A 25,132-nucleotide genomic window follows, 5' to 3' on the forward strand; every position below is an offset into this window, starting at 1 on the left:
TGCTCGCGATAGCGATGGCACATCCAGCATGAATGTCGGCTGATCCTCCGCTATCGCGAGCAAGCTCGCTCCCACAGGGAAGACAGGGAAATACGGGGACCATTTTTATGACAGCCATCTGATCCGCATAACCGCTCCTCAGCTAAGTCTTTGCTTCTGCTCGCTAATCCCGGACAATCGCGCCCCTGTTTCGGCCAGGGCGCTGCCTGTCGGGGTTTTCCGACTCGTCCCGGCCGGGTGCATGTGACCGGAAAGCGGAGATCCGACCGGATGAATGATCAGGCCAATAGCGTCGAAGAGCGCTTTGAAACGACAGTCCCAGCCACCCTCAGCCAATGGAGTCGCCACGACACCACCTGGATGCTGGGTCTGTTTGGCACCGCCATCGGTGCAGGCACTCTGTTCTTACCGATCAACGCGGGCCTGGGCGGTTTTTGGCCGTTGCTGATCCTGGCGTTGCTGGCGTTCCCCATGACGTTTTATGCCCACCGGGGCCTGACCCGTTTCGTGTTGTCCGGTCGTGATGGCGCGGACATCACTGAGGTGGTTGAGGAGCATTTCGGTCTCAAGGCCGGCGCACTGATCACGCTTTTGTATTTCTTTGCCATTTTCCCGATCCTGCTGATCTACAGTGTGGCGCTGACCAACACGGTGGGCAGTTTCCTGGAGCATCAGTTGCACATCCAGCCGCCCCCTCGGGTCGTGCTGTCCCTGGTGCTGATCCTGGGCCTGCTGGCGGTGGTCCGCTGCGGCGAGCAGGCGATCGTCAAGGCCATGAGCCTGATGGTCTATCCGTTCATCGTGGCGCTGCTGTTCCTGGCGGTGTTCCTGATTCCCCACTGGAGCGGCGGCATCCTGACCACGGCGTCGACGCCGCCTGCACCTTCGGCGTTGTTGCATACCTTGTGGCTGGCAATCCCGGTGATGGTGTTCTCGTTCAACCATTCGCCGATCATCTCGGCGTTTGCGGTGGACCAGAAGCGTCGCTATGGCGATAACGCCGAGGAACGCAGTTCGCAGATCCTGTCGCGCGCCCATGTGCTGATGGTGGTGATGGTGTTGTTCTTCGTGTTCAGCTGCGTGCTGACCCTGACCCCGGCGCAACTGGCCGAGGCCAAGGCGCAGAACCTGTCGATCCTGTCGTACCTGGCCAACCACTTCAGCAACCCGACCATCGCCTTTGCCGCGCCGCTGATTGCGTTTGTTGCCATCTCAAAATCGTTCCTGGGGCACTACATCGGCGCCAGCGAAGGCCTCAAGGGCCTGATCGTCAAGAGCGGCCGCCGCCCGGCCCCCAAGACCCTGGACCGCCTCACCGCAGCGTTCATGCTGGTGGTGTGCTGGATCGTCGCCACCCTCAACCCGAGCATCCTGGGCATGATCGAAACCCTGGGCGGCCCGGTCATCGCGGCCATCTTGTTCCTGATGCCGATGTATGCCATCCGCAAAGTCCCAGCCATGGCCCGTTATCGCGGTCAGGCTTCCAATGTCTTTGTGGTGTTGGTGGGGTTGGTGGCGATTACAGCGTTGGTCTATTCCTTCTTGGCATAGGCCTTTCCTGTGGGAGCGAGCTTGCTCGCGAAGGCGGTGTCACAGTCGATGAAGATGTTGGATGGGCCGGCCTCTTCGCGAGCAAGCTCGCTCCCACAGGTTTTGCGGTGTATATGAATTTTGTGTTCGCTGAAAATCCAATGTGGGAGCGAGCTTGCTCGCGATAGCGGTGGCTCGCCGGGCATCGAAATAAACAAGCCATAAAAAAACGCCGCCCCTCGCAAGAAGGGCGGCGTTTTTAGTCGGGCGTTTTAAGCGTTAGGCTTGAACGACCGGGATGTTGGCGTTTGCAGCCGCTTCACGGAACTCGGCGATCTGATCGAAGCTCAGGTAGCGGTACACGTCCGCTGCCATGCTGTCGATCTTGCCGGCGTATTCCATGTACTCCTCGACGGTCGGCAGGCGACCCAGGATCGACGCAACGGACGCCAGTTCGGCCGAAGCCAGGTAGACGTTCGCGCCGTCACCCAGACGGTTCGGGAAGTTACGGGTCGACGTCGACACCACGGTGGAGTTCGGCTCGACGCGTGCCTGGTTACCCATGCACAGCGAGCAGCCTGGCATTTCCATCCGTGCACCGGCCTTGCCGTAGATGCCGTAGTAGCCTTCTTCGGTGAGCTGGTGAGCGTCCATCTTGGTCGGCGGCGACAGCCACAGGCGGGTTGGCAGCTGGCCTTTGACTTGCTCCAGCAGCTTACCGGCAGCGCGGAAGTGACCGATGTTGGTCATGCACGAACCGATGAACACTTCGTCGATTTTCTCGCCAGCAACGCTGGACAGCAGACGGGCGTCGTCCGGATCGTTCGGCGCGCAGAGCACAGGCTCGCTGATGTCGGCCAGGTCGATTTCGATGACTTCGGCGTATTCGGCGTCGGCATCGGCTTCCATCAGTTGCGGGTTGGCGATCCAGGCTTCCATCGCTTGGGCGCGACGTTCCAGGGTACGTGCATCACCGTAGCCTTCGCCGATCATCCAGCGCAGCAGGGTGATGTTCGATTGCAGGTACTCGGTGATCGACTCTTTCGACAGCTTGATGGTGCAACCGGCAGCCGAACGTTCGGCCGATGCGTCGGACAGTTCGAAAGCCTGTTCCAGGGTCAAGCCTTCCAGGCCTTCGATTTCCAGGATGCGGCCGGAGAAGGCGTTTTTCTTGCCTTTCTTCTCGACGGTCAGCAGACCGTTTTGGATGGCGAAGTACGGAATGGCATGAACCAAGTCACGCAGGGTGATGCCAGGTTTCATTTTGCCTTTGAAGCGCACCAGGATCGATTCCGGCATGTCCAGCGGCATGACGCCGGTGGCAGCGGCGAACGCGACCAGGCCGGAACCGGCCGGGAACGAGATGCCCATCGGGAAACGGGTGTGGGAGTCACCGCCGGTACCCACGGTGTCTGGCAGCAGCATGCGGTTCAGCCACGAGTGGATGATGCCGTCGCCCGGACGCAGGGAAACGCCGCCGCGAGTCATGATGAAGTCAGGCAGGGTGTGGTGGGTGGTCACGTCGATCGGCTTCGGATAGGCCGCGGTGTGGCAGAAGGACTGCATCACCAGGTCAGCCGAGAAGCCCAGGCACGCCAGGTCTTTCAGTTCGTCACGGGTCATTGGACCGGTGGTGTCCTGGGAACCCACGGTGGTCATTTTCGGTTCGCAGTAGGTACCAGGGCGTACGCCTTGGCCTTCTGCCAGGCCGCAGGCCTTGCCAACCATCTTCTGCGCCAGGGTGAAACCCTTGGTGCTTTCAGCCGGTGCTTCAGGCTTCTTGAACAGGTCGAACGCTGGCAGGCCCAGTTCGGCGCGAGCCTTCTCGGTCAGGCCACGGCCAATGATCAGCGGGATACGGCCGCCAGCGCGGACTTCATCCAACAGCACCGGGGTCTTCATTTCGAAGGTGGTGATGACTTCGTCGGTACCGTGCTTGCAGACCTTGCCGGCATGGGGGTACAGGTCGATCACGTCGCCCATGTTCATGTTCGACACGTCGAACTCGATGGGCAGTGCGCCGGCATCTTCCATGGTGTTGTAGAAGATCGGAGCGATCTTGCTGCCGAAGCAGAAACCGCCAGCGCGCTTGTTCGGCACGTAAGGAATGTCGTCGCCGAAGAACCACAGCACCGAGTTGGTGGCCGATTTACGCGAGGAGCCGGTACCGACCACGTCACCGACGTAGGCGATCGGGAAGCCCTGGCCGCGCATTTCTTCGATCTGCTTCATCGGGCCGGTCTTGCCTTGCTCGTCCGGAACGATGCCGTCACGGGCCATTTTCAGCATGGCCAGGGCGTGCAGCGGGATGTCCGGGCGGGACCAGGCGTCCGGGGCAGGGGACAGGTCGTCGGTGTTGGTTTCGCCGGTGACCTTGAACACGCGCAGGCTGATCTTGTCGGCCAGCACCGGGCGCTTCTTGAACCACTCGCCGTCAGCCCAGGATTGCAGCACGGCCTTGGCGTGGACGTTACCGTTCTTGGCTTTTTCAGCCACGTCGTGGAAGGCATCGAACATCAGCAGGGTGTGCTTGAGTTCTTCGGCGGCGACTGGCGCCAGCTCGGCGTCGTCCAGCAGCTCCACCAGGGTCACGATGTTGTAGCCGCCCTGCATGGTGCCGAGCAGTTCCACGGCACGCTTCTTGTCCAGCAGAGGGGATTGGGCCTGGCCCTTGGCCAGGGCGGACAGGAAACCGGCCTTGACGTAGGCGGCTTCGTCGACTCCAGGCGGAACGCGATTGGTGATCAGGTCAACGAGGAAAGCTTCTTCGCCAGCCGGAGGATTTTTCAGCAGCTCGATCAGGCCTGCGGTTTGTTCGGCGTTAAGCGGCTGGGGAACGATACCCAGGGCTGCACGCTCTTCGATATGTTTGCGGTAGGCTTCAAGCACAGTTATTACCCTCATCAGTGGTCCCAAATGGGTGTCCGGGACGCTCATCCAGAAACTCACGGCACTCATGCGCGTCAGGGGGCTTTTTGGGCCTCCACGCCAGAGTTGCCGGAGTTCCTCACAGAAGCTGCTTTCAAAGTTTTACGCCTGCAGAACGGGAGCTGATGAGGGTTGGCGTTGGGCTTTCCCCGCTGGAAAGACCCTTCGCCAACACCGCTCTGAAGGAACGACTGTGCTCGTGACGCTTTGAAAACAGCTTCTAACGGACATTGGCGCCTTAAAAGGCTGGCTGATTCTACGGGAAAAAAAAATTAAAGGTAAGTTGGGCCGGGAAGTTTGAGGGGTGATCAATCTTAGACAAAGGGCTAACATGCCGGCCTGTCCTGTTTTTGCGTGTGCGTTTCCTTATGCCCAACCAGCTCATCAAGACCCCTTGCGTCGGCCTTTGCTCCACTGTCTACGGTGACCTGGTGTGCCGTGGCTGCAAGCGGTTCCACCATGAAGTGATCCACTGGAACGGCTACAACGAGGAGGAAAAACGCGCGGTGTGGATGCGGCTCGAACAGCTGTTGGTGCAGGTGATGGTGGCCAAGTTGGAGGTTTTCGACCCCGCATTGCTGCGCCAGCAACTGGAGTCACGCAAGATCCGCTTCGTGCCGCACCAGTCGGAATACTGCTGGGCCTATCAGTTGATCGCCCGGGGCGCGCGGGTGATCAATAACCTGGAAGCCTACGGCATGGTGTTGATGCCGGAATTTCGCGATTGGGAACTGCCGGACCTGCGCGATGCCATTGATCGGGAGTTTTTCCTTCTGTCCGAAGCCCACTACCAGCGTTACATCGCGCCGGGGTTCCTGAAGGATGCGATTGGCGGCTGACCACCAGCCATTTGTGCAAAGGAGCTTTTGTGCCAGGGCGCTTTTGTGGCGAGGGAGCTTGCTCCCGCTGGGCTGCGAAGCGGCCCTCGCTCTTGACCTGAAAAATTTCCTGGTCCTGACAAATCCAGGCGTCTGCTGCGCAGCCGAGCGGGAGCAAGCTCCCTCGCCACAAAAGCAGGCTGGATCAGCCACAGCGTTCATCTCATTCCTTGACCGCCAACTCCACCAGATGATCCTCCACCTCCTGGGGCTTGAGCACCAGTACATCGCTTTCCAGCGTGTCGAGCACAGCCTCGGCGGTGTTGCCGATCAGCACCCCGGACAGCCCCGAGCGGGCCACGGTGCCGATGACCGTCACCGCCGCCTGCAGCTTGCGCGCCATGTACGGAATCAAGACATCCGCCGGGCCTTCTTCGATGTGCAGGTGCTGGTCGTCGATGTCGAACTCGGCCTGGAACGCCCGGCATTGCTCGCGGTAGCGGGCCTCGATGGTTTCCTTGAGCTGGAACGTCGGGTCGGCGGACGAGAGCATCGGCGAGGGGTGGGCGCTGATCACATGCAGGTGCGCCTTGGCGAGGAGGGCGATGTCGTAGCCATGGTCGATGATGGTGGAATGCAGGTGGCGATGCTCGCCGTCGGCATTGCCCACATCGACGGCGGCGAGGATCACCTTGTCTTTCCAGGAACCGGCAGTTTTCACCAGCAGCACCGGGGTTGGGCAATGGCGTAGCAGTTTCCAGTCCGCCGGGGTCAGCAGGGCCTTTTTCAATGGGCTGTCGGGGAAATGCTGTTTGATCACCAACCCGCAACCTTCAGCCTGTTGCACGTCGATGATGGTTTCGTAGAGGCTTTCGTTCCACGCCTGCTCGGTGGTGACGCTGTAGCCGTCGGCCAGCAATGCGCTTTTGAGCACGCCGAGCAGGCCTGCATGGTCATGTTTCCTGTCGCACACCAACAGGTGCAGGTGGGCCTGGGTCACCCCGGCGATCAGTTTGGCGCGCTTGAGCGCCAGGCTTTCCGCATGTTCGGGCTCGATGACCACCAGGATGCTGCGAATGGCTTGCATGATCGGCGTTCTCCAATGAAAAGGCTGGCGTTGCTCAACTATAGTTCTTGTGGGGCAGTCTAGTGGGTGTGGGGGTGGCATCGACTTGATGCATATCAACGGCAGTGGCTGGTGGTCTGGGGGCAGGCCGGTATAATCGGCGCCCTTCGCTCGACTACCTTTGCCCGTGAGCCCCATGAATCTTCCCGAAATCCACGAATTCCTTGGTTGCCGCACCCCCGATGCCTGGATCCAGGCCGCGCTGGCCGACCAGGAAACGTTGCTGATCGACCACAAGAACTGCGAATTCAAGGCGGCCAGCACCGCCCTGAGCCTGATCGCCAAGTACCATTCCCACGTCGACCTGATCAACCTGATGTCGCGCCTGGCCCGGGAAGAGCTGGTGCACCACGAGCAAGTCATGCGCCTGATGAAAAAGCGCAAGATCGGCTTGCGCCAGCTCTCCGCCGGCCGTTATGCCTCGGGGCTGCGCAAGGTGGTACGCAGCCACGAGCCGGTCAAACTGGTAGACACCCTCGTCGTCGGCGCCTTCATCGAAGCCCGCAGTTGCGAGCGTTTCGAGGCCCTGGTGCCGCACCTGGACGAGGAGTTGGGCAAGTTCTACTTCGGTTTGCTGAAAAGCGAAGCGCGGCATTTCCAGGGGTACCTGAAACTGGCTTACCAGTATGGCGATGCCAAGGACATTGCCCAGGTGATCGACAAGGTCCGTGAGGCCGAGCGGGAACTGATCGAATCTCCGGATGTGGAATTTCGTTTCCACAGTGGTGTGCCTGCGGCATAGGGCCGTTTGTCCTGACGCCATCGTCGGAACGCCGCCCGGAGCACGCTCGCTCCCACAGTGGATTTTGGAAACCCACACGCCCCCTGTGGGAGCGAGCTTGCTCCGGGCGGCGTTCCGACGATGAGGCTTTCTGCAGCGCTGCCTCTCAACCGGTCAAACCCAGGCGTTCATGCCACTGGGCAATCGACTCTTCGGGATAGACCTCGAACTGCTGGTCGCCCTTATGCGCCTCGACCTCCACCCATGGTGCCCTGGACCCGAGCATCAAGTGGGTATGCTCCGGCGGTACCGGCAGCGGCGTGTCGATGGCTGAAGCGAACGGGTGCACCAGCTCCGGCCATTCGGGGCTGAACAGCCACAGCCCCGATCCACACAGGGAACAGAAATGCCGCTCGGCACTGCTGCGGTGGGCGCGCTTATCGCCGTCGTCCTTTAGCCGCGCATGGTAGATCGAGATGTGCTTGCGACCACGCACCTTCAAGCTTTGGGCATCGCCCCCCAAATTAATCGCATAACCGCCGCCGCCCTGGGTCTTGCGGCAGATCGAGCAGTAGCAACGTTGATAAGGGTAGGGGTGGGTACAGGCCAGGCTGAACGACACGGCGCCGCAGTGGCAGGATCCTTCTAGCTGCATGGGAACCTCCAGTTGGGTTGGGATGTTCATGACAGCCTAGACGGTTGGCCCTGGATTGTTGGCTGCCAGGCGGACGCCATCGCGAGCAAGCTCGCTCCCACATTTAATCTCAGAGAACACAGATAACGCGTACCCAGCAGATCCCCTGTGGGAGCGAGCTTGCTCGCGAAGGCGTCGGTACAGCCACCATCACTTGGGCACCCGCCACAAATACCACGCCGCCACCGTCCGATAAGGACTCCAGGCCAGGCCGATCTCGATCATCTGCTTGCGGCTGGGCTGTTGCGCCAATCCCTTGAGCCGTCGATACCCCTCGCGCACGCCAAAGTCATCGGCCGGCAGGATGTCGGGCCGCTCCAGGCTGTAGATCAGCAGCATTTCCACGGTCCAGCGCCCGACGCCGCGCAGGCTGACCAGGCGCTCGATCAACGCTTCGTCCTCCATTGCCCGCGCCGTGGCGTAGTCCGGCACCACCCCGTCCAGGGTCGCTTGGGCGATGCCCTGGAGGGTTGCGATCTTGCTGGCGGAAAACCCACAACTGCGCAGTTGCGCAACGTCTGTCGCCAGGATCTGCGTGGGGGAGGGGAAGGTCTGCGCCGGGAACAACGCCAGCAGTCGACCCAGGATTGCATCGCCTGCCTTGGCGTGCAGTTGCTGGTAGGCAATCGCCCGGACCAAGGCTTCATAGGGATCCCGGGCCGGCTTGGGTTGCAGCAGGCAAGGACCGATCGTCTCGACGTGCCGTCGCCAGTCTTCGTCGAGATTGGCCAGGAAGGCGCTGGCGTCGTGGTAGGGCACGGGCATCAGGTATTCATTCTCCGGGGCGCTCAAAACGCCAGGGGCAGCGAAACCTGCACCGCGGCTTTTTCCAGCCGCAACAGAAACGCCTTGCGCGGTTGGCCGCCACCATAGCCGGTCAACGAGCCATCCGCACCGATCACCCGGTGGCAGGGAATGACGATGGCCAGGCGATTCTGCCCGTTGGCCAAGCCCACGGCGCGGCTGGCACCCGGGCTGCCCAGGGCCGTGGCGATGCCGCCGTAGCTGCGGGTTTCGCCGTAGGGAATTTTTTGCAGTTCAGCCCAGACTCGTATGGCGAATGCACTGCCGGGCATGTGCAGCGGGACGGTGAACGTCGTGAGTTTGCCGGCGAAATACTCGGCCAGTTCGGTTTCGATCTGTTGCAGGTGAGTGTTGTGCCCTGGCGCGACCGTGTAGCCGTAGCGCTGCTGCAGTTCTTCCAGTTCCTTGGTCAGGGCCGGACGGTCGAGGAACTCCAGCAGCACCAGGCCCCGTCGTTCGGCCATGGCCAGCATCGGCCCCAATGGCGTGGTCAGGCGGGCGAACAACAAGGGTTCGCTGAGGGCCGCGCGGCCCGGCGTGATGTGGAAGGATTTGACGAAGGCGTCGCGAAACCCGCTCAACGATTCATAGCCGGAATCGAACGCGGCATTGTCGATGGAAGTGCCGTCCTTGATACCGCCCAAGGCAATGCCCAGGCGACGGGTGCGCAGGTAGGCGTGAAAGGTCATGCCGAAATGTTGTTTGAACCAGCGGCGCAATTTCAGCGGTTCGACGCCTTGCTCCAGCAGCACGGCGTCGGTCCAGCGCAGGTCGGGTTCGGCGTCCACCGCCTTGAGCAGGGCTTGGATCCAGTCCGGGGCAATTGCAGCAGCGTCCAGCGGCTTGCAGCGCAGGCAGGCGCGGTAACCGGCCGACATGGCTTCGTCGGCGTGGGCGAAGAATTCCACGTTTTCCGGTTTCGGCTTGCGCGCGGTGCAACTGGGGCGACAGAAGATGCCGGTGGTCTTGACCGCAGTGAAGAACACCCCCTCGTAGGCGGTGTCTCGTTCGAGCATGGCGCGGACCATCTCGGCATGGGGTGGGAGCAGCGAGTCGTGTAGGTTCATGAGGCAGAGCATAGAACCGTGACCGGAACGACTCCACCGAAAAATCGACAGTGAATTTTCTGGTTGTTTGTCGGGTGGTCGCGAACAAAAATTGAACCTTCGAGTCTTAAAGGTTCACCCGCTGTTTTTGTCTTTCGGAGACATCATGTCCAAACATAAGAAATCCCTGATTGCCGTTGCTGTCTGTGCCTTGGCGTTCGGTGCCTCGGCCTTGTTGCCGGCCGACCTGTCGCCGATCGGTTCGAGCTACGCCGCGGGCAATGGCGGTGGCGGTGGCGGCGGCAATGGCGGTGGTGGCGGTCACGGCGGAGGAAACGGTGGTGGTAATGGCGGCGGCCACGGTGCTGGCATTGGCGGTGGCCAGGGCCATGACAAGTCGGGCGACGCCCGCGGCCTTGGCAAAGGATTGGCCAGCGACCACACCGGCACTCGTACCCGCACCCGGGACCATGGCGTGAGCGGCAAGCACACCGGTGCCACCCGCACCGACCGTACCAGCAAGGCGTCGTTGACGTCGACCATCGCCAAGGACCGTGATACGCGCGGCCTGACCAAGGCGTCGGCGATTTCCACTGCCACGCCAGGCACCCACAACACCAAGGGCCTGACCAACGCGACCAGCTCTTCGATCAAGAACGATCGCTGATCGCCCGAACAAGCCGCGATGCCTGCAAGGTGTCGCGGCTTTTTTTCGTCTGTCAGTTACGCATGCCCATCGCGTTCAATATTTCCAGAACACCGGCGTGAACAACACCAGCACCGTCAGGATCTCCAATCGCCCCAGCAGCATGCCGATGGTCAACAGCCATTTTGCTGCATCGGGCAGGGTCGAGAAGTTGCCGGCCGGCCCAATGATGTTGCCCAAGCCTGGGCCCACGTTGCACACCGCGGTCGCAGCGCCGGTCAGGGCGGTTGTCCAATCCAGGCCGATCAGCGCCAGGCCCAGGGCAATGGCGCCAATCGTGATGGTGAAGAAAAACGAAAAGGTCAGCAGCGAGCGGACGATTTCTTCGTCGATGGGATGGTTGTTGTATTTTTTCCGGATCACCGCCCGGGGGTGGATCAATTGCTTCAGGCTGCCCATCAGCAGTGCTCCGGCGACTTGGAAACGAAAGATTTTCAACCCGCCGGCCGTGGACCCCGAACAGCCGCCCACGAACGTCAAGTAGAAGAACAGCAACAGGGCGAAACTGCCCCACAGCGTGTAGTCACCCAACGCCACGCCTGTGGTCGTGACGACAGAGGTGACATTGACGGCCACGATGCGAACCGCGTCCCACCAACCATGATCACTGTTCAGGCTCAGCCAGGTACCGACCACGAGCCAGGTAACGACCAAAAATCCAATGAAGCCCCGAACCTGCTGATCCTTGAGCAACGCACGCCGGTTCCCCCGTAGCGTCGCGACATACAGCGTAAAGGGCAGCGATCCCGCCATCATGACGATCACCGATACCCAATGAATGGCCGGTTGCGTCCAGTGCGCCAGGGAAGCGTCGGAGGTGGAGAAGCCACCGGTGGAAATCAAGGACATCGCATGGTTGATCGCCTCGAAGGGGGTCATGCCGGCCAGCCACAGCGCCAAGGTCGCGAAGGCGGTCAGCGCGACATAGATCCAAAGAATGTAATTGGCCGCGACGTGAGAGCGCGGCGTGACCTTTTCCGACCAGTCCGATGATTCGGTCTGGAACAACCGCATGCCGCCGACCCGCAGCAGCGGCAGGATCGCCACGGCCATGCCGATAAAGCCGATGCCGCCGAGCCAATGCAGCATCGAACGCCAGATCAACAGGCCGGGGGATGCCGTATCCAGCCCGGTGAGGATGGTCGAGCCGGTGGTCGTGATGCCCGACATCGTCTCGAAAAATGCATCGGTGTAACTGATGTGCTGGATGAATACCATCGGCAGGGCGGCGAAGGCGCAGACCACCACCCAACTGGCGGTGGTCAACAGGTACATTTCCCTGGGGCGCATGTGGACATGTTCCGGTCGTCCACGGGCGACCAGGGCGATACCACACACGAAGGTAATCAGGCTCGACCAAAGAAACGCCGACAAGTCATCGTTGCGCTCGTAAAACATCAGCGTGAACAGCGGAATCGCCATGCTGATCGCCAGGGTAATCAGGAAAATCCCGAGGATGAAACCGATGAGACGCAGAACCGCAATCGACATGAGAAACGCCTGATCCATTGAGCCGCACAGTATCGATTTGGTTAATCGGCTAGCGCGTAAAGTTTGCGTAAAAAAATAGACGGTGACGCTCGATGACAAGGCAGTTTTCTTCAATACCCCCGAAGCGGGCCCCTTTACCTTTGGGACTCGTTCCTGAACTGAAGAAGATATGTGATGAGCTTGATATTTTCCATGGCGACCTTTGCGCTGGTGGCTTCCATTACCCCGGGCCCGGTCAATATCGTCGCCCTCAGCTCCGGGGCCCGGTACGGGTTTCGGGCCACGTTGCGGCACGTGGCCGGCGCTACCCTCGGTTTTGTCCTGCTGCTGGTCTTGATGGGGTTGGGGTTGCATGAAGTGTTGCAGCGTTGGCCGGGGCTTACGCGCGTGGTGCAACTGGCGGGTGTGGCCTTCCTGCTGTTCATGGCCTGGAAACTGGCGATGGACAATGGCGAGCTGGGAGGGCGGGACGAGGGGCGTGCGCCGTCGATGCTCTACGGCGCGCTGATGCAATGGCTCAATCCCAAGGCCTGGCTGGCCTGTGTGGCGGGAATGGGCGCATTCGTCGCCGATGGCGAGGTGCGGCTGGTGTGGCAGTTTGCGGCGATCTACCTGGTGATCTGCTACGTCTCGGTGGGCTGCTGGGCCTATGCGGGGAGCTTCCTGCGCTCGTGGCTGGGGAATCCGGCGACCATGCGCCTGTTCAACCGGGCGATGGCGGCCTTGTTGGTGATGAGTGCGGTGTATCTGTTGTTGCCGTGAACTGAAGTGGCGGTAACCCGGGGCATGTCAGAGGGCGTGCAGTTGTGGCTGCGGTCCGCTCTTTCGAGGCAGGGATGCTGTTGTGGCGAGGGAGCTTGCTCCCGCTCGACTGCGCAGCAGTCGCCCAGAATCGAGGGCTACTGCGTAGCCCAGCGGGAGCAATCTCTGGCCACAGGGGGACTCACCCCATTTCCGGGCTGCGGTATCAGCCGCGATATTGCCCGGGCGTGGCTGCCAGGTGTTGCTTGAAGGCGCGCTGGAAGTGCGCCTGGTCGGCAAACCCACTGTCCAGCGCAACGTCGGCGATCAGCTTGCCTTCGCGCAATTGGCGCCGGGCAAACTGGATCCGGCGGTTGACCAGGAAGGCATGGGGTGTCATCCCGTAATGGCGCTTGAAGGCTCGGCTCAGGTAGGACGGCGACAACTGCGCGGCGGTGCAGATGTCTTCGAGCTTCAAGGCTTCGCTGCAATGGTCATGGATAAATTGCGCCGCACGCATCAGCCCTGGATGACTGCCCCGGTCCGGACGGCCGGCCGGGTTGAGGCGTTGTTGCAGGTCCATGAAAAAAGCCTCGGCGGCGGCGTGCTTGCCGGCCGTGTCGAGTTGCTCGTCCACCAATTGCCCATACAACCGTCCCAACGCGGCAAACAGCTCTGCGTCGCGGCTGTGGGTGGTGGCGAACCCTTGGAAATCGAGGTTTTCGTCAAAGCCGATACGGCGCTGCAGATCCCTGAGCCACTGGGTGTCGACGTACAACATCACGTAGGACCACGGCTGATCGTCGATCGGGTTGCAGGCATGGACGTCGCCGGGGTTCATCAGCACCACTGTGCCGCTTTCCACCTGGAAACTCGAGCGTCCGTGGATATAGGTACTGCGCCCGGCGGTGATCGCGCCGATGGAGAAGTGATCATGGGAGTGACGCGAATAGCAGACCTTGCGCCCATCGTCGATGGCCCGGGCTTCGATGAAGGGCAGGGCCGCGTCGCGCCAGAAGCGTGGGGCGGCGTCAGGGTTGGCGTGCTTCATCGGTCAGCATCCTCGTCGTGAACCTGTGTGGCAGTGTATTAGCCCTGGCCGGCAAATGCCCGTTGGATTTGGCTGTTCTGTTCATCGGCGGTACTTCCTGGACTAGACTCCAGAAAGTCCCGCCAATGGAGTTTCCGATGCTTGCGCCAGGTAAACCGGACAACGAAGCCGTTCGCCTCAAGAATCTGCACTCGCTCAAACTGCTCGATACCGCACCCGAAGAGCGCTTTGATCGCCTGACCCGCCTTGCCCGGCGCCTGTTTGACGTGCCCATCGCCCTGGTGTCGCTGGTGGACGCCAACCGGCAGTGGTTCAAGTCCAGCGCTGGCCTGGAGGCCAGCGAAACCTCGCGGGAAGTTTCGTTTTGCGGGCATGCGATTTTGCAGGATCAGATCCTGGAGATCTGCGATGCGGAACAGGACGAGCGCTTCCACGACAACCCACTGGTCACGGACACGCCTGGCATTCGCTTCTACGCAGGGCATCCGCTGGGGTTGGAGGATGGCAGCAAGCTGGGCACGTTGTGCCTGCTCGACACCAAGCCGCGCCGGCTCAATGACGAAGAACGCGAACTGCTGCGTGACCTGGCGCGCATGGCCGAGCAGGAAATGGTCGCGGTGCAGATGGCGAGCATGGACGAGCTGACGCTGTTGTCCAATCGCCGCGGCTTCAGGACGCTGGCCCAGCATGCGTTGAGTGTGTGTGATCGCTTGTCGCGACCGGCGACGCTGCTGTTCTTCGACCTCAACGACTTCAAGCCGATCAATGATCGCTATGGGCATGCCGAGGGTGACAGCGCGCTGAAAACCTTCGCCGACGTGCTGCGCATCGCCTTTCGCGAAAGTGATGTGATCGGTCGTCTGGGCGGAGACGAGTTCGTGGCGTTGCTCACCGGCTCCTCCCATGTCGAGACAGCGACGATCATGGCACGGCTCCAGGAAATCCTTCATGAGCGCAATGCGATGTTGCAGCGCGGCTATGACATTCGGTTCAGCGTCGGCCAGATCGAGTACGACGCCCAGCGCCATCGGTCGATCGATAACCTGCTGGCTGACGCGGATGCGGCGATGTATGCGCAGAAGCAGGCGCTGCGCAGCTAGCACAGGCTAATCCCTGTGGGAGCGGGCTTGCTCGCGAAGGCGTCGGTACATTCAATATCAATGCAAGCTGACCCACCGCTTTCGCGAGCAAGCCCGCTCCCACAGGTAACGCTGTTTACTTAAGGTCGTCGACAATCCGTGGCGAGGGAGCTTGCTCCCGCTGGGGCGCGAAGCGGCCCCAAAACCTGCCGAATGCGGAGCGTCAGAGACACCGCACCCGCCGGTTCACGACTGCTTCGCAGCCGAGCGGGAGCAAGCTCCCTCGCCACGGGGCCATATCACCGACATACCGCCATCGCGAGCAAGCTCGTTCCCACAGGGAATGGCGGTGCAATCAGGCAATCGAATAAAAAACGCCGCTTGCCCTTTCCAGGACGAGCGGCGTTTTTCAAGCGTGGTGCGCGTGAAGATTACTCTTCGATATTACCCATGGCGGTGGTGTTGAAGCCGCCGTCCACGTACATGATTTCGCCGCTGATGCCCGACGCTAGGTCCGAGCACAGGAAGGCGCCGGCGTTGCCGACTTCTTCGATGGTGACGTTGCGACGCAGCGGGGTTTGCGCTTCGTTGGCGGCCAGCATCTTGCGGAAGTTCTTGATGCCGGAAGCGGCGAGGGTGCGGATCGGGCCTGCCGATACGCAGTTGACGCGAGTGCCGTCCGGACCCAGGGAACCGGCCAGGTAGCGCACGCCAGCTTCCAGGGAAGCCTTGGCCATGCCCATGACGTTGTAGTTCGGCATGGTGCGCTCGGCGCCCAGGTACGACAGGGTCAGCAGGCTGCCGTTGCGGCCTTTCATCATTTCGCGACCGGCCTTGGCCAGGGCCACGAAGCTGTAGGCGCTGATGTCGTGGGCAATGCGGAAACCTTCACGGGTGGTGGCTTCGGTGAAGTCGCCGTCCAGTTGGTCGCCCGGGGCGAAGCCCACGGAGTGCACGATGCAGTCCAGGCCGTCCCACTTCTTGCTCAGCTCTTGGAAGACCTTGGCGATTTCTTCATCGCTGGCCACGTCGCACGGGAAGCACAGCTCAGGGCTCGAGCCCCAGCCTTGTGCGAACTCTTCGACACGACCCTTGAGTTTGTCGTTCTGATAAGTGAAGGCAAGCTCAGCGCCCTCGCGATGCATGGCGGCGGCGATGCCGGATGCGATGGACAGCTTGCTGGCGACACCGACGATCAGTACGCGCTTACCGGCGAGAAAACCCATGTGTTGCTCCTCTTTTCAGGTTATTCGGCAGTTGTTGGGGCCAGGAAGGCGGCCTCCAGCAACTGCTGTGTATAGGGGTGCTGCGGCGCGGCGAATATGCTGCGGGCATCACCTTGTTCGACCACTTGGCCATGCTTGACCACCATCAGCTGGTGGCTCAGCGCTTTGACGACAGCCAGGTCATGGCTGATAAACAGGTACGTCAGGTTGTACTTGGTTTGCAACGACCGCAACAGCTCCACCACTTGGCGTTGCACGGTACGGTCCAGCGCCGACGTTGGTTCATCCAGCAGAATCAACGCCGGCTTGAGCACCAGGGCCCGGGCAATGGCGATACGCTGCCGTTGCCCTCCGGAAAATTCATGGGGGTAGCGGTTCCGGGTTTCCGGGTCCAGGCCTACCTCCTTCAATGCCGCGATTATCGCTTGTTCCTGTTCGGCTTCGGTGCCGATCTTGTGGATCCGCAGGCCTTCGCCGACGATCTGGCTGACGCACATCCGTGGGCTCAGGCTACCGAAGGGGTCCTGAAACACCACTTGCATCTCCCGGCGCAGCGGTCGGACTTGCTGCTGCGTCAGGCTGTCCAACGACTTGCCTTCGAAGCGGATCCCACCCTGGCTGCCGATCAACCGCAGGATTGCCAGCCCCAGGGTGGACTTGCCGGAGCCGCTTTCGCCGACGATGCCCAGGGTCTGGCCCTGGGGCAGGCTGAAGCGGATGCCGTCCACGGCCTTGATGTAGTCCACCGTGCGTTTGAACAGGCCTTTCTTGATCGGGAACCAGACTTTCAGGTCCTCTACCTGCAACAGCGGCGGGCCGACGACATTGTTCGCCGGGGTGCCGCTGGGTTCAGCGCCCAGCAGTTCCCGAGTGTACGGATGCTGCGGCGCGCGGAACAACTCTTCGCACGATGCCTGTTCGACGATGCAACCGCGCTGCATGACACATACGCGATGCGCAATTCTTCGCACCAGGTTCAAATCGTGGCTGATCAACAGCAGCGACATGCCCAAGCGCGCCTGCAATTCCTTGAGCAATTGGAGGATTTTCAGCTGGACGGTGACGTCCAGGGCGGTGGTCGGCTCGTCGGCGATCAGCAGTTCCGGCTCGTTGGCCAGGGCCATGGCGATCATCACCCGCTGGCGCTGGCCGCCGGACAACTCGTGGGGCAGGGCCTTGAGGCGCTTGTGGGGCTCGGGAATGCCGACCAGCTCCAGCAACTCAAGGGTCCGGCGGGTCGCGACCTTGCCGCTCAGGCCCTTGTGGATGCCGAGCACTTCATTGATCTGTTTTTCGATGGAGTGCAGCGGGTTGAGGGAGGTCATCGGCTCCTGGAAGATCATCGCGATCCGGTTGCCGCGGATATGGCGAATGGTTTTTTCCTTCAGCCCCAGTAAATCCTGGCCGGCGTACTGGATGGTCCCGGTGGGGTGATGGGCCAGGGGGTAGGGCAGCAAGCGCAGGATCGAGTGGGCGGTGACCGACTTGCCCGAGCCGCTTTCACCCACCAGGGCCAGGGTTTCGCCGCGCTGGATATCGAAACTCACGCCCTCGACCACGCGCTGGCGGCGTTCGCCGACAACGAACTCCACCGCCAGGTCGCGCACTTCGATCAGGTTGTCCTGGTTCATATCACTTCCTCGGATCGAAGGCATCGCGAGCGGACTCGCCGATGAACACCAACAGGCTCAGCATCAGGGCCAGCACGGCGAACGCGCTGATGCCCAGCCATGGCGCCTGGAGGTTGGACTTGCCCTGGGCCACCAACTCGCCCAGGGACGGCGCGCCCGGCGGCAGGCCAAAGCCGAGGAAATCCAGGGCGGTGAGGGTGCCGATGGCGCCGGTGAGGATGAACGGCATGAAGGTCATGGTCGAGACCATGGCGTTGGGCAGGATGTGGCGGAACATGATCGCGCCGTTCTGCATGCCCAGTGCTCGCGCGGCGCGCACGTATTCCAGGTTGCGCCCGCGCAGGAACTCGGCGCGGACCACGTCCACCAGGCTCATCCAGGAAAACAGCAGCATGATCCCCAGGAGCCACCAGAAATTGGGCTGCACGAAGCTGGCCAGGATGATCAACAGGTACAACACCGGCAGTCCGGACCAGATTTCCAGGAAGCGCTGGCCGGCCAGGTCCACCCAGCCGCCATAGAAACCCTGCAGGGCGCCGGCGATCACGCCGATGATCGAGCTGAGCAGCGTCAGCGTCAGGGCGAACAGCACCGAAATGCGGAAGCCGTAGATGATCCGGGCGAGGACATCGCGGCCCTGGTCGTCGGTACCCAGCCAGTTCATGGCAGAAGGGGGGGCCGGGGCCGGGACCTTCAGGTCGTAGTTGATGCTCTGGTAGCTGAAGGGGATCGGCGCCCACAGCACCCAGGCGTCCTTGGCGGCCAGCAGTTCGCGGATGTAGGGGCTCTTGTAGTTGGCTTCCAGGGGGAACTCGCCGCCGAACGTGGTTTCCGGGTAGCGCTTGAGGGCCGGGAAGTACCAGCCGTCGTCGTAATGCACCACCAACGGCTTGTCGTTGGCGATCAGCTCGGCGCCCAGGCTCAGCCCGAACAGGACCAGGAACAGCCACAGCGACCACCAGCCACGCTTGTTGGCCTTGAACAGTTCGAAGCGACGGCGATTGAGAGGGGACAGGTTCATCTCAATGCTCCCGGCTTTCGAAGTCGATGCGCGGATCGACAAAGGTGTAGGTCAGGTCGCCGATCAGTTTCACCACCAGTCCCAGCAAGGTGAAGATGAACAGGGTGCCGAACACCACCGGGTAGTCGCGGTTGATGGCCGCTTCGAAACTCATCAGGCCGAGGCCGTCGAGGGAGAAGATCACTTCCACCAGCAGCGAGCCGGTGAAAAAGATCCCGATGAATGCCGAGGGGAAACCGGCGATCACCAGCAGCATGGCGTTGCGGAAGACATGGCCGTAGAGCACTCGATGGCGGGTCAGGCCCTTGGCCTTGGCGGTGACCACGTATTGCTTGTTGATTTCGTCGAGGAAGCTGTTCTTGGTCAGCAGGGTCATGGTAGCGAAGTTGCCGATCACCAGGGCGGTCACGGGCAAGGCCAGGTGCCAGAAGTAATCGAGGATCTTGCCGCCCATGCTCAATTCGTCGAAGTTGTTGGAAGTCAGTCCGCGCAACGGGAACCAGTCGAAATAACTGCCGCCGGCAAACACCACGATCAGCAGGATGGCGAACAGGAACGACGGGATCGCGTAGCCGACGATGATTGCCGAGCTGGTCCACACGTCGAAATGGCTGCCATGGCGCGTGGCCTTGGCGATCCCCAGCGGGATCGACACCAGGTACATGATCAGCGTGCTCCACAGGCCGAGGGAGATGGACACCGGCATCTTTTCCTTGATCAGGTCGATGACCTTGGCGTCGCGGAAAAAACTGTCACCGAAGTCCAGGCGGGCGTAATTCTTGATCATGATCCACAGGCGTTCGGGCGCCGACTTGTCGAAGCCGTACATGCGTTCGATTTCCTTGACCAACGCCGGGTCCAGGCCCTGGGCGCCGCGGTAGGAAGAACCGGCCACCGATACTTCGGCACCGCCGCCGGCGATGCGGCTGGTGGCGCCCTCGAAGCCCTCGAGCTTGGCGATCATCTGCTCCACCGGCCCGCCGGGCGCGGCTTGGATGATGACGAAGTTGATCAACAGAATGCCGAACAGGGTGGGAATGATCAGCAGCAGTCGCCGAAAAATATAAGCCAGCATCTTGTTACTCCACGCTCGCAGGGGCGGCGACTTGCTGCTCGATGACCTGCTTTTCTACTTCATCGGCCGGTTTGACCTCCGGCTTGACCCACCAGGTGGTGGTGCCGATGTCGTAGGTCGGCGTGACTTTCGGGTGGCCGATGTGGTTCCAATAGGCCACGCGCCAGGTCTTGATGTGCCAGTTGGGGATTACGTAGTAGCCCCATTGCAGGACGCGGTCCAATGCCCGGGCATGGGCCACCAGGCTCTTGCGCGAATCGGCGTTGATCAATTGCTCCACCAACTGGTCCACAGCCGAGTCCTTCAAGCCCATGGTGTTGCGGCTGCCGGGCTTGTCGGCGGCGGCGGACATCCAGAACTCGCGCTGTTCATTGCCTGGCGAGCTGGATTGCGGGAAGCTGCCCACCACCAGGTCGAAGTCCCGCGAGCGTACACGGTTGATGTACTGGGATACATCCACGCGGCGAATCACCAGTTCGATGCCCAGGTCACTCAGGTTGCGCTTGAATGGCAACAAGACTCGCTCGAACTCGGTCTGGGCCAGCAGAAACTCCAGCACCACGGGCTTGCCTTGGGCATCGACCATCTTGTCGTCGACGATGCGCCATCCGGCCTCCTGCAGCAGGTGATAGGCCTTGCGTTGCTGGTCGCGGATCATGCCGCTGCCGTCACACATCGAAGGCTGGAAGGCTTCGGTGAAGACCTGCTCGGGAATCTTGCCACGCAAGGGTTCGAGGATTTTCAATTCGTCTTCGCCAGGCAGCCCGGTTGCCGCCATCTCCGAATTCTCGAAATAGCTGCGGGTGCGGGCGTAGGCGCCATGGAACAGCTGTTTGTTGGTCCACTCGAAGTCCAGCAGCAGGCTTAGGGCCTTGCGTACCCGCACGTCTTGGAAAACCGGGCGACGCAGGTTGTAGATAAAGCCCTGCATGCCGGTAGGGTTGCCGTTGGGGATCTGTTCCTTGACCAACCGACCTTCGGTCACCGCCGGAATGTTGTAGGCGTTGGCCCAGTTCTTGGCGGCCATTTCCAGCCAGAAATCGAACTGCCCGGCTTTCAACGCTTCCACGGCCACGGTGTTGTCGCGGTAATAGTCGGTGGTCAGCACGTCGAAATTGTAGAAGCCACGGTTGACCGGCAGGTCCTTGCCCCAATAATCCTTCACGCGCTCATAGCGGATCGAGCGTCCGGCCTTCACTTCGGCGACCTTGTAGGGACCGCTGCCCAGAGGGATCTCAAGGTTGCCCTTGCTGAAATCTCGACTGGCCCACCAATGCTTGGGCAGGACGGGTAACTGGCCGAGGATCAATGGCAGCTCGCGATTATTGGTGTGCTTGAACTTGAAGAGGACCTTGAGCGGATCTTCGGCGATGACTTCGGCGACGTCGTTGTAATAGCCGCGGAACATCGGGGCGCCGTCCTTGGTCAGGGTCTGGAAGCTGAAGACGACGTCTTCTGCGCGTACCGGGTGGCCATCGTTGAAGCGGGCTTCGGGGCGCAAGTAGAAGCGCACCCAGCCATTGTCTGGGGCTTTCTCGATTTTTTCGGCGATCAACCCGTATTCGGTGAACGGTTCGTCCAGGCCCTGCTTGGCCAGGGTGTCGTAGATCAGGCCGATGTCGTCGGCCGGTACGCCTTTGCTGATGAACGGGTTGAGGCTGTCGAAGCTGCCAAACCCGCCTTGGCGGAATATTCCACCCTTGGGCGCATCGGGGTTCACGTAGTCGAAATGCTTGAAATCCGCCGGGTACTTCGGCGGCTCGTTGTACAGCGTCAAGGCGTGCTGCGGCGCGGCGCAGGCCAGCCCGGCGAATAACAGGCAGCTGGCCTGCAGGAGCAGGGCACGTAGAGGCTTCATTGATCTTTCTCCGAAGATTTCAGCCACCAGGCGCTCAGGCCCAGGGTGTAGGGCGGCGTGGTGACGAAGGCGAACCGGTTGCGGTATGCCAGGCGATGATAATTGAGATACCAGTTGGGAATGCAGTAATGCTGCCACAACAGCACGCGATCCAGGGCCTTGCCGGCGGCGACCTGTTCGTCGCGGGTCTGGGCGGCGAGCAGTTTTTCCAACAGGTGGTCGACCACCGGGTTGGCGATCCCGGCGTAGTTCTTGCTGCCTTTGACCCCGACCTGGCTGGAATGGAAGTACTGCCACTGCTCCAGCCCGGGGCTGAGCGTCTGGCCCAAGGTCAGCAGGATCATGTCGAAGTCGAACTGGTCCAGGCGCTGCTTGTACTGGGCTCGGTCCACTGTGCGCAGCCGTGCCTGGATGCCGATGCTGGCGAGGTTCTCGACGTAGGGTTGCAGGATGCGCTCCAGGTTCGGGTTCACCAGCAGGATTTCGAAACTCAGGGGCTGGCTATCGGCGTTCAGCAGGCGTTGGCCGTTGAGGCTCCAACCGGCCTCCTTCAGGAGTCCCAATGCTTTGCGCAAGGTTTCCCGAGGGATGCCGCGCCCGTCGGTCTTGGGCAAGCTGAAGGGTTCGGTGAGCAGTTCAGGTGGCAGTTGTTCGCGGTACGGCTTGAGCAGTAGCCATTCATGGCCCACCGGCAGGCCGGTGGCGGAGAATTCGCTGTTGGGGTAGTAGCTGAGGGTGCGCTTGTAGGCGCCGCTGAACAGGGTGCGGTTGGTCCACTCGAAATCGAACATCAGCCCCAGGGCTTCACGCACCTTGATGTCGGCGAACGTGCCGCGCCGGGTGTTCATGAACAGGCCTTGGGTCTGGGTCGGGATCTGGTGGGGAATCTGTGCCTTGATCACGTCGCCGCGGTTGACCGCCGGGAATTGATAGCCGTTGGCCCAGTTCTTGGCCTGGTGCTCGATGTAGATGTCGAATTCACCGGCCTTGAAGGCTTCGAAGGCGACTTCGCTGTCACGGTAGAACTCCACCTCCATGCGGTCGTAGTTGTACTTGCCGCGATTGACCGGCAGGTCCTTGCCCCAGTAGTTCTTGACCCGTTCGAACACCAGTTGGCGACCGGGTTGCACTTTGGTGATGCGATACGGCCCGCTGCCCAGGGGCGGCTCGAAGGTCGTCGCCTTGAAATCGCGACCTTTCCAGTAATGCTGGGGCAACACCGGCAGCTCACCCAGGCGCAGGATCAGCAGCGGATTGCCCGCGCGCTTGAAGACAAAGCGGATTTTCAGCGGGTTGAGAATGTCGACCCGCAACACTTCCTGCAGGTTGGTGCGGTATTGCGGGTGGCCGTCCTTGAGCAGCGTCCGGTAGGAGAACGCCACGTCATAAGCGGTGATGGGCACGCCATCGTGGAACCGCGCCTCGGGGCGCAGGTTGAACACCACCCAGCTGCGATCTTCGCTGTATTCCACCGACTGGGCGATCAGCCCATAGCTCGACGTTGGTTCGTCACCCGACGGTGCATACTGGCCAGTGCCGACCATCAGCGGTTCGTTCAGCTCATTGATGCCGTATTGCAGGAAATTGGGGGTGGAAACCGGGCTGCTGCCCTTGAATGTGTAGGGATTGAGCGTATCGAAGGTGCCGAATGCCATGACCCGCAAGACTCCGCCCTTGGGCGCTTGCGGGTTGACCCAGTCGAAGTGGGTGAACCTGGCCGGGTACTTGAGCGTGCCGAACTGCGCATAACCATGGCTTTCGCTGATGGTTGCGCTGGCGGGAGAGCTCAAGGCCAGGCTGATCAGGAGCAGGAGGAGGGGACGTATCAAGTCTGAGATCCGATCCAGGCGGCTTGGGCTTTTATGGCCTGTACAGTAACAGCTTGTATCGACAGGAAAAAGGCGGGGTGCCAAAGCGTCTCGGATTACTCGAAACCGGCGCGTGAACGCTTTGTGGCGAGGGAGCTTGCTCCCGCTGGGTTGCGCAGCAACCCCAAAAGCCGTGACCCAATCCATCTGTCACACCGAGGTGCCAGATTCGGGTCTGCTGCGCAGCCCTGCGGGAGCAAGCTCCCTCGCCACAAAAGCTTCTCGGGCATAAACAGCCCCTTCAACCATCGATGGCTTAGTGCGGCGAGTAAACCGTCAGCATCTGCCCAGGCTTGAGCGCCTTGCCCATTCGCGGGTTCCAGCGCTTGAGGTGCTGCATTTCCACGTTGAAGCGCTTGGCGACCACGTACAGGGAATCACCTTGCTTGACCTTGTACTGGGTTTGCTTCTTCTGGTTCTTGCTGTTGGCGGCCACCACGGTGCTGATGCGCTTGCCGGTGGTCTTGCTGGCCCTGGTGTCCTGCATCACCAAGGTCTGGCCGACCTTGAGTTTGTTGCCGCTGAGTTTGTTCCAGCGTTGCAGGTCCTTGGTCTGGACCTTGTTGGCCTTGGCGATCTGGGCCAGGTTGTCGCCGCGCTTGACGCGGTAGGTGCGCCTGGCACCTTCCACTTCGCTGTCGTCGGCGGATTCGAAAACCGGCTTGAGCGAGCGCTGGCTGATCAACTCTTCCGGGCGCATGGTCGACAGGCTGGCAGTCAGCAACTGGGCCTTGGACGTCGGCACCAGCAAATGCTGGGGACCGTCGATGGTGGTGCGCTGCTTGAAGGCCGGGTTGAGCTGGAACAGCTCGTCTTCGTCGATGTTGGCCACCGCCGCGACCTTGGACAGGTCCATGCGCTGGTTGATCTCGACGACTTGGAAATAAGGTTCGTTGGCGATCGGGTTGAGGTTCACACCGTAGGCGTCGGGCGAGAGCACCACCTGGGACAGCGCCAGCAACTTCGGCACATAGGCCTGGGTCTCGCTGGGCAGCGGCAAGTTCCAGTAGTCGGTGGGCAAGCCCAGTTTCTCGTTGCGCTCGATGGCGCGGCTGACCGTGCCTTCCCCGGCGTTGTAGGCCGCCAGCGCCAGCAACCAGTCGCCGTTGAACATGTCGTGCAGGCGAGTCAGGTAGTCCAGGGCGGCCGTGGTGGAGGCGGTGATGTCGCGACGTCCGTCGTAGAAGCGGGTCTGGCGCAGGTTGAAGTACCGCCCCGTGGAAGGGATGAACTGCCACAGGCCCACTGCGTGCGCCCGGGAATAGGCCATGGGGTTGTAGGCGCTCTCGATCACCGGCAGCAAGGCCAGCTCCAGGGGCATGTTGCGCTCTTCGAGGCGTTCGACGATGTAATGGATGTACAGGCTGCCGCGCTCACCGGCGTTTTCCATGACGGAAGGGTTGCTGGCGAACCACAGGCGCTGTTGCTCGATACGCGGGTTGACGCCGGCCGTTTCCTGCAATTGGAAGCCCTGGCGCATGCGCTCCCAGACGTCCTGGGGCACTTGGGGGCTGGGTTTCTCGGTGAGCCATACTGGCTTCTGCTTGGCGCGAGCGGCGATATTCGGGGTGTGCGCCGCGTCGGTCTGCGGCAGCTGGCTCGTGCTCTGGCAGCCCGCCAAAGTGGCGGACACAGCCACCGCGATGGCTTGAGCCAAGCGGGTCAATGTGTCTGACTGGACGGACCTGCGTATAGATGACGACATTGGCTGGAAGTAA

General features: G+C 61.4%; 20 protein-coding genes. 6 read left to right on the forward strand and 14 right to left on the reverse strand.

Translation table 11 applies throughout. The features are described 5' to 3' along the window. Window positions 1-270 precede the first annotated feature (270 nt). Window positions 271-1,551 carry a serine/threonine transporter gene (locus ACIPQ1_RS10530; protein ID WP_446534060.1) on the forward strand — a complete coding sequence of 427 codons (1,281 nt, stop codon included), beginning with the start codon at window positions 271-273 and terminating at the stop codon, window positions 1,549-1,551. 258 nt (window positions 1,552-1,809) lie between these two features. Here ACIPQ1_RS10530 and acnB read toward each other — a convergent pair whose 3' ends face one another. Further along, on the reverse strand, window positions 1,810-4,419 hold the full coding sequence (acnB, locus tag ACIPQ1_RS10535) for a bifunctional aconitate hydratase 2/2-methylisocitrate dehydratase (protein WP_092348756.1): 2,610 nt from the start codon (window positions 4,417-4,419) through the stop codon (window positions 1,810-1,812). Between the two features lie 407 nt (window positions 4,420-4,826). Between acnB and ACIPQ1_RS10540 the strand changes: the two genes are divergently transcribed. Continuing rightward, on the forward strand, window positions 4,827-5,297 hold the full coding sequence (locus tag ACIPQ1_RS10540; protein ID WP_411387352.1) for a DUF1289 domain-containing protein: 471 nt from the start codon (window positions 4,827-4,829) through the stop codon (window positions 5,295-5,297). 202 nt (window positions 5,298-5,499) lie between these two features. On the opposite strand, the gene ACIPQ1_RS10545 is transcribed toward ACIPQ1_RS10540, so the two are convergent. Then, window positions 5,500-6,363 carry a universal stress protein gene (locus ACIPQ1_RS10545; protein ID WP_186728522.1) on the reverse strand — a complete coding sequence of 288 codons (864 nt, stop codon included), beginning with the start codon at window positions 6,361-6,363 and terminating at the stop codon, window positions 5,500-5,502. Between the two features lie 175 nt (window positions 6,364-6,538). Between ACIPQ1_RS10545 and miaE the strand changes: the two genes are divergently transcribed. Further along, window positions 6,539-7,144 (forward strand): tRNA isopentenyl-2-thiomethyl-A-37 hydroxylase MiaE, encoded by a 606-nt coding sequence (miaE, locus tag ACIPQ1_RS10550; RefSeq protein WP_446534061.1) that lies wholly within the window; start codon window positions 6,539-6,541, stop codon window positions 7,142-7,144. 145 nt (window positions 7,145-7,289) lie between these two features. Here miaE and ACIPQ1_RS10555 read toward each other — a convergent pair whose 3' ends face one another. From ACIPQ1_RS10555 to ACIPQ1_RS10565, 3 genes are all read right to left on the reverse strand, one after another. Continuing rightward, window positions 7,290-7,778 carry a GFA family protein gene (locus ACIPQ1_RS10555; RefSeq protein WP_250965973.1) on the reverse strand — a complete coding sequence of 163 codons (489 nt, stop codon included), beginning with the start codon at window positions 7,776-7,778 and terminating at the stop codon, window positions 7,290-7,292. Between the two features lie 189 nt (window positions 7,779-7,967). After that, entirely contained in the window at window positions 7,968-8,582 is a 615-nt protein-coding gene (locus tag ACIPQ1_RS10560) for a DNA-3-methyladenine glycosylase family protein (protein ID WP_411387353.1), read from the reverse strand. Between the two features lie 23 nt (window positions 8,583-8,605). Beyond that, window positions 8,606-9,688, reverse strand: coding sequence for a bifunctional transcriptional activator/DNA repair enzyme AdaA (locus tag ACIPQ1_RS10565; protein ID WP_411387354.1), 1,083 nt, complete (start codon window positions 9,686-9,688; stop codon window positions 8,606-8,608). Between the two features lie 145 nt (window positions 9,689-9,833). On the opposite strand from ACIPQ1_RS10565, the gene ACIPQ1_RS10570 reads away from it, so the two are divergent. Next, window positions 9,834-10,334: a hypothetical protein gene (locus ACIPQ1_RS10570; RefSeq protein WP_411387355.1), complete on the forward strand. Its 501-nt coding sequence runs from the start codon at window positions 9,834-9,836 to the stop codon at window positions 10,332-10,334. A 75-nt stretch (window positions 10,335-10,409) separates the two neighbouring features. Here ACIPQ1_RS10570 and ACIPQ1_RS10575 read toward each other — a convergent pair whose 3' ends face one another. Further along, window positions 10,410-11,864, reverse strand: coding sequence for a TrkH family potassium uptake protein (locus tag ACIPQ1_RS10575; protein WP_446534062.1), 1,455 nt, complete (start codon window positions 11,862-11,864; stop codon window positions 10,410-10,412). 174 nt (window positions 11,865-12,038) lie between these two features. Here ACIPQ1_RS10575 and ACIPQ1_RS10580 point away from each other — a divergent pair, with 174 nt between their 5' ends. Further along, window positions 12,039-12,626: a LysE family translocator gene (locus ACIPQ1_RS10580; protein ID WP_411387357.1), complete on the forward strand. Its 588-nt coding sequence runs from the start codon at window positions 12,039-12,041 to the stop codon at window positions 12,624-12,626. 205 nt (window positions 12,627-12,831) lie between these two features. Here the strand turns inward: ACIPQ1_RS10580 and ACIPQ1_RS10585 are convergent, their stop codons facing one another. Beyond that, a complete protein-coding gene (locus ACIPQ1_RS10585; RefSeq protein ID WP_446534063.1) occupies window positions 12,832-13,656 on the reverse strand; it encodes an AraC family transcriptional regulator in 825 nt (274 codons plus the stop codon). 137 nt (window positions 13,657-13,793) lie between these two features. Between ACIPQ1_RS10585 and ACIPQ1_RS10590 the strand changes: the two genes are divergently transcribed. Continuing rightward, entirely contained in the window at window positions 13,794-14,756 is a 963-nt protein-coding gene (locus tag ACIPQ1_RS10590; protein ID WP_250964430.1) for a GGDEF domain-containing protein, read from the forward strand. 410 nt (window positions 14,757-15,166) lie between these two features. On the opposite strand, the gene fabI is transcribed toward ACIPQ1_RS10590, so the two are convergent. The 7 genes from fabI to ACIPQ1_RS10625 all read right to left on the reverse strand — a co-directional run bounded on the left by fabI (window position 15,167) and on the right by ACIPQ1_RS10625 (window position 25,119). Next, window positions 15,167-15,961 (reverse strand): enoyl-ACP reductase FabI, encoded by a 795-nt coding sequence (gene fabI, locus ACIPQ1_RS10595; RefSeq protein ID WP_186704859.1) that lies wholly within the window; start codon window positions 15,959-15,961, stop codon window positions 15,167-15,169. 20 nt (window positions 15,962-15,981) lie between these two features. Beyond that, window positions 15,982-17,592 (reverse strand): ABC transporter ATP-binding protein, encoded by a 1,611-nt coding sequence (locus ACIPQ1_RS10600; RefSeq protein WP_411387358.1) that lies wholly within the window; start codon window positions 17,590-17,592, stop codon window positions 15,982-15,984. Window position 17,593: 1 nt separating this feature from the next. Further along, entirely contained in the window at window positions 17,594-18,613 is a 1,020-nt protein-coding gene (locus ACIPQ1_RS10605) for a microcin C ABC transporter permease (protein ID WP_186704861.1), read from the reverse strand. 1 nt (window position 18,614) lies between these two features. Beyond that, entirely contained in the window at window positions 18,615-19,688 is a 1,074-nt protein-coding gene (locus ACIPQ1_RS10610) for a microcin C ABC transporter permease YejB (protein WP_186704862.1), read from the reverse strand. 4 nt (window positions 19,689-19,692) lie between these two features. Further along, entirely contained in the window at window positions 19,693-21,546 is a 1,854-nt protein-coding gene (locus ACIPQ1_RS10615) for an extracellular solute-binding protein (protein WP_411387359.1), read from the reverse strand. Further along, window positions 21,543-23,375, reverse strand: a complete 1,833-nt coding sequence (locus tag ACIPQ1_RS10620) for an extracellular solute-binding protein (RefSeq protein ID WP_411387360.1) — start codon at window positions 23,373-23,375, stop codon at window positions 21,543-21,545. The genes ACIPQ1_RS10615 and ACIPQ1_RS10620 overlap by 4 nt, the downstream gene beginning before the upstream one ends. Before the next feature lie 295 nt (window positions 23,376-23,670). Then, window positions 23,671-25,119, reverse strand: a complete 1,449-nt coding sequence (locus tag ACIPQ1_RS10625) for a transglycosylase SLT domain-containing protein (protein ID WP_411387361.1) — start codon at window positions 25,117-25,119, stop codon at window positions 23,671-23,673. Window positions 25,120-25,132: the final 13 nt, after the last annotated feature.

This window comes from Pseudomonas sp. LARHCG127 (assembly GCF_052871455.1).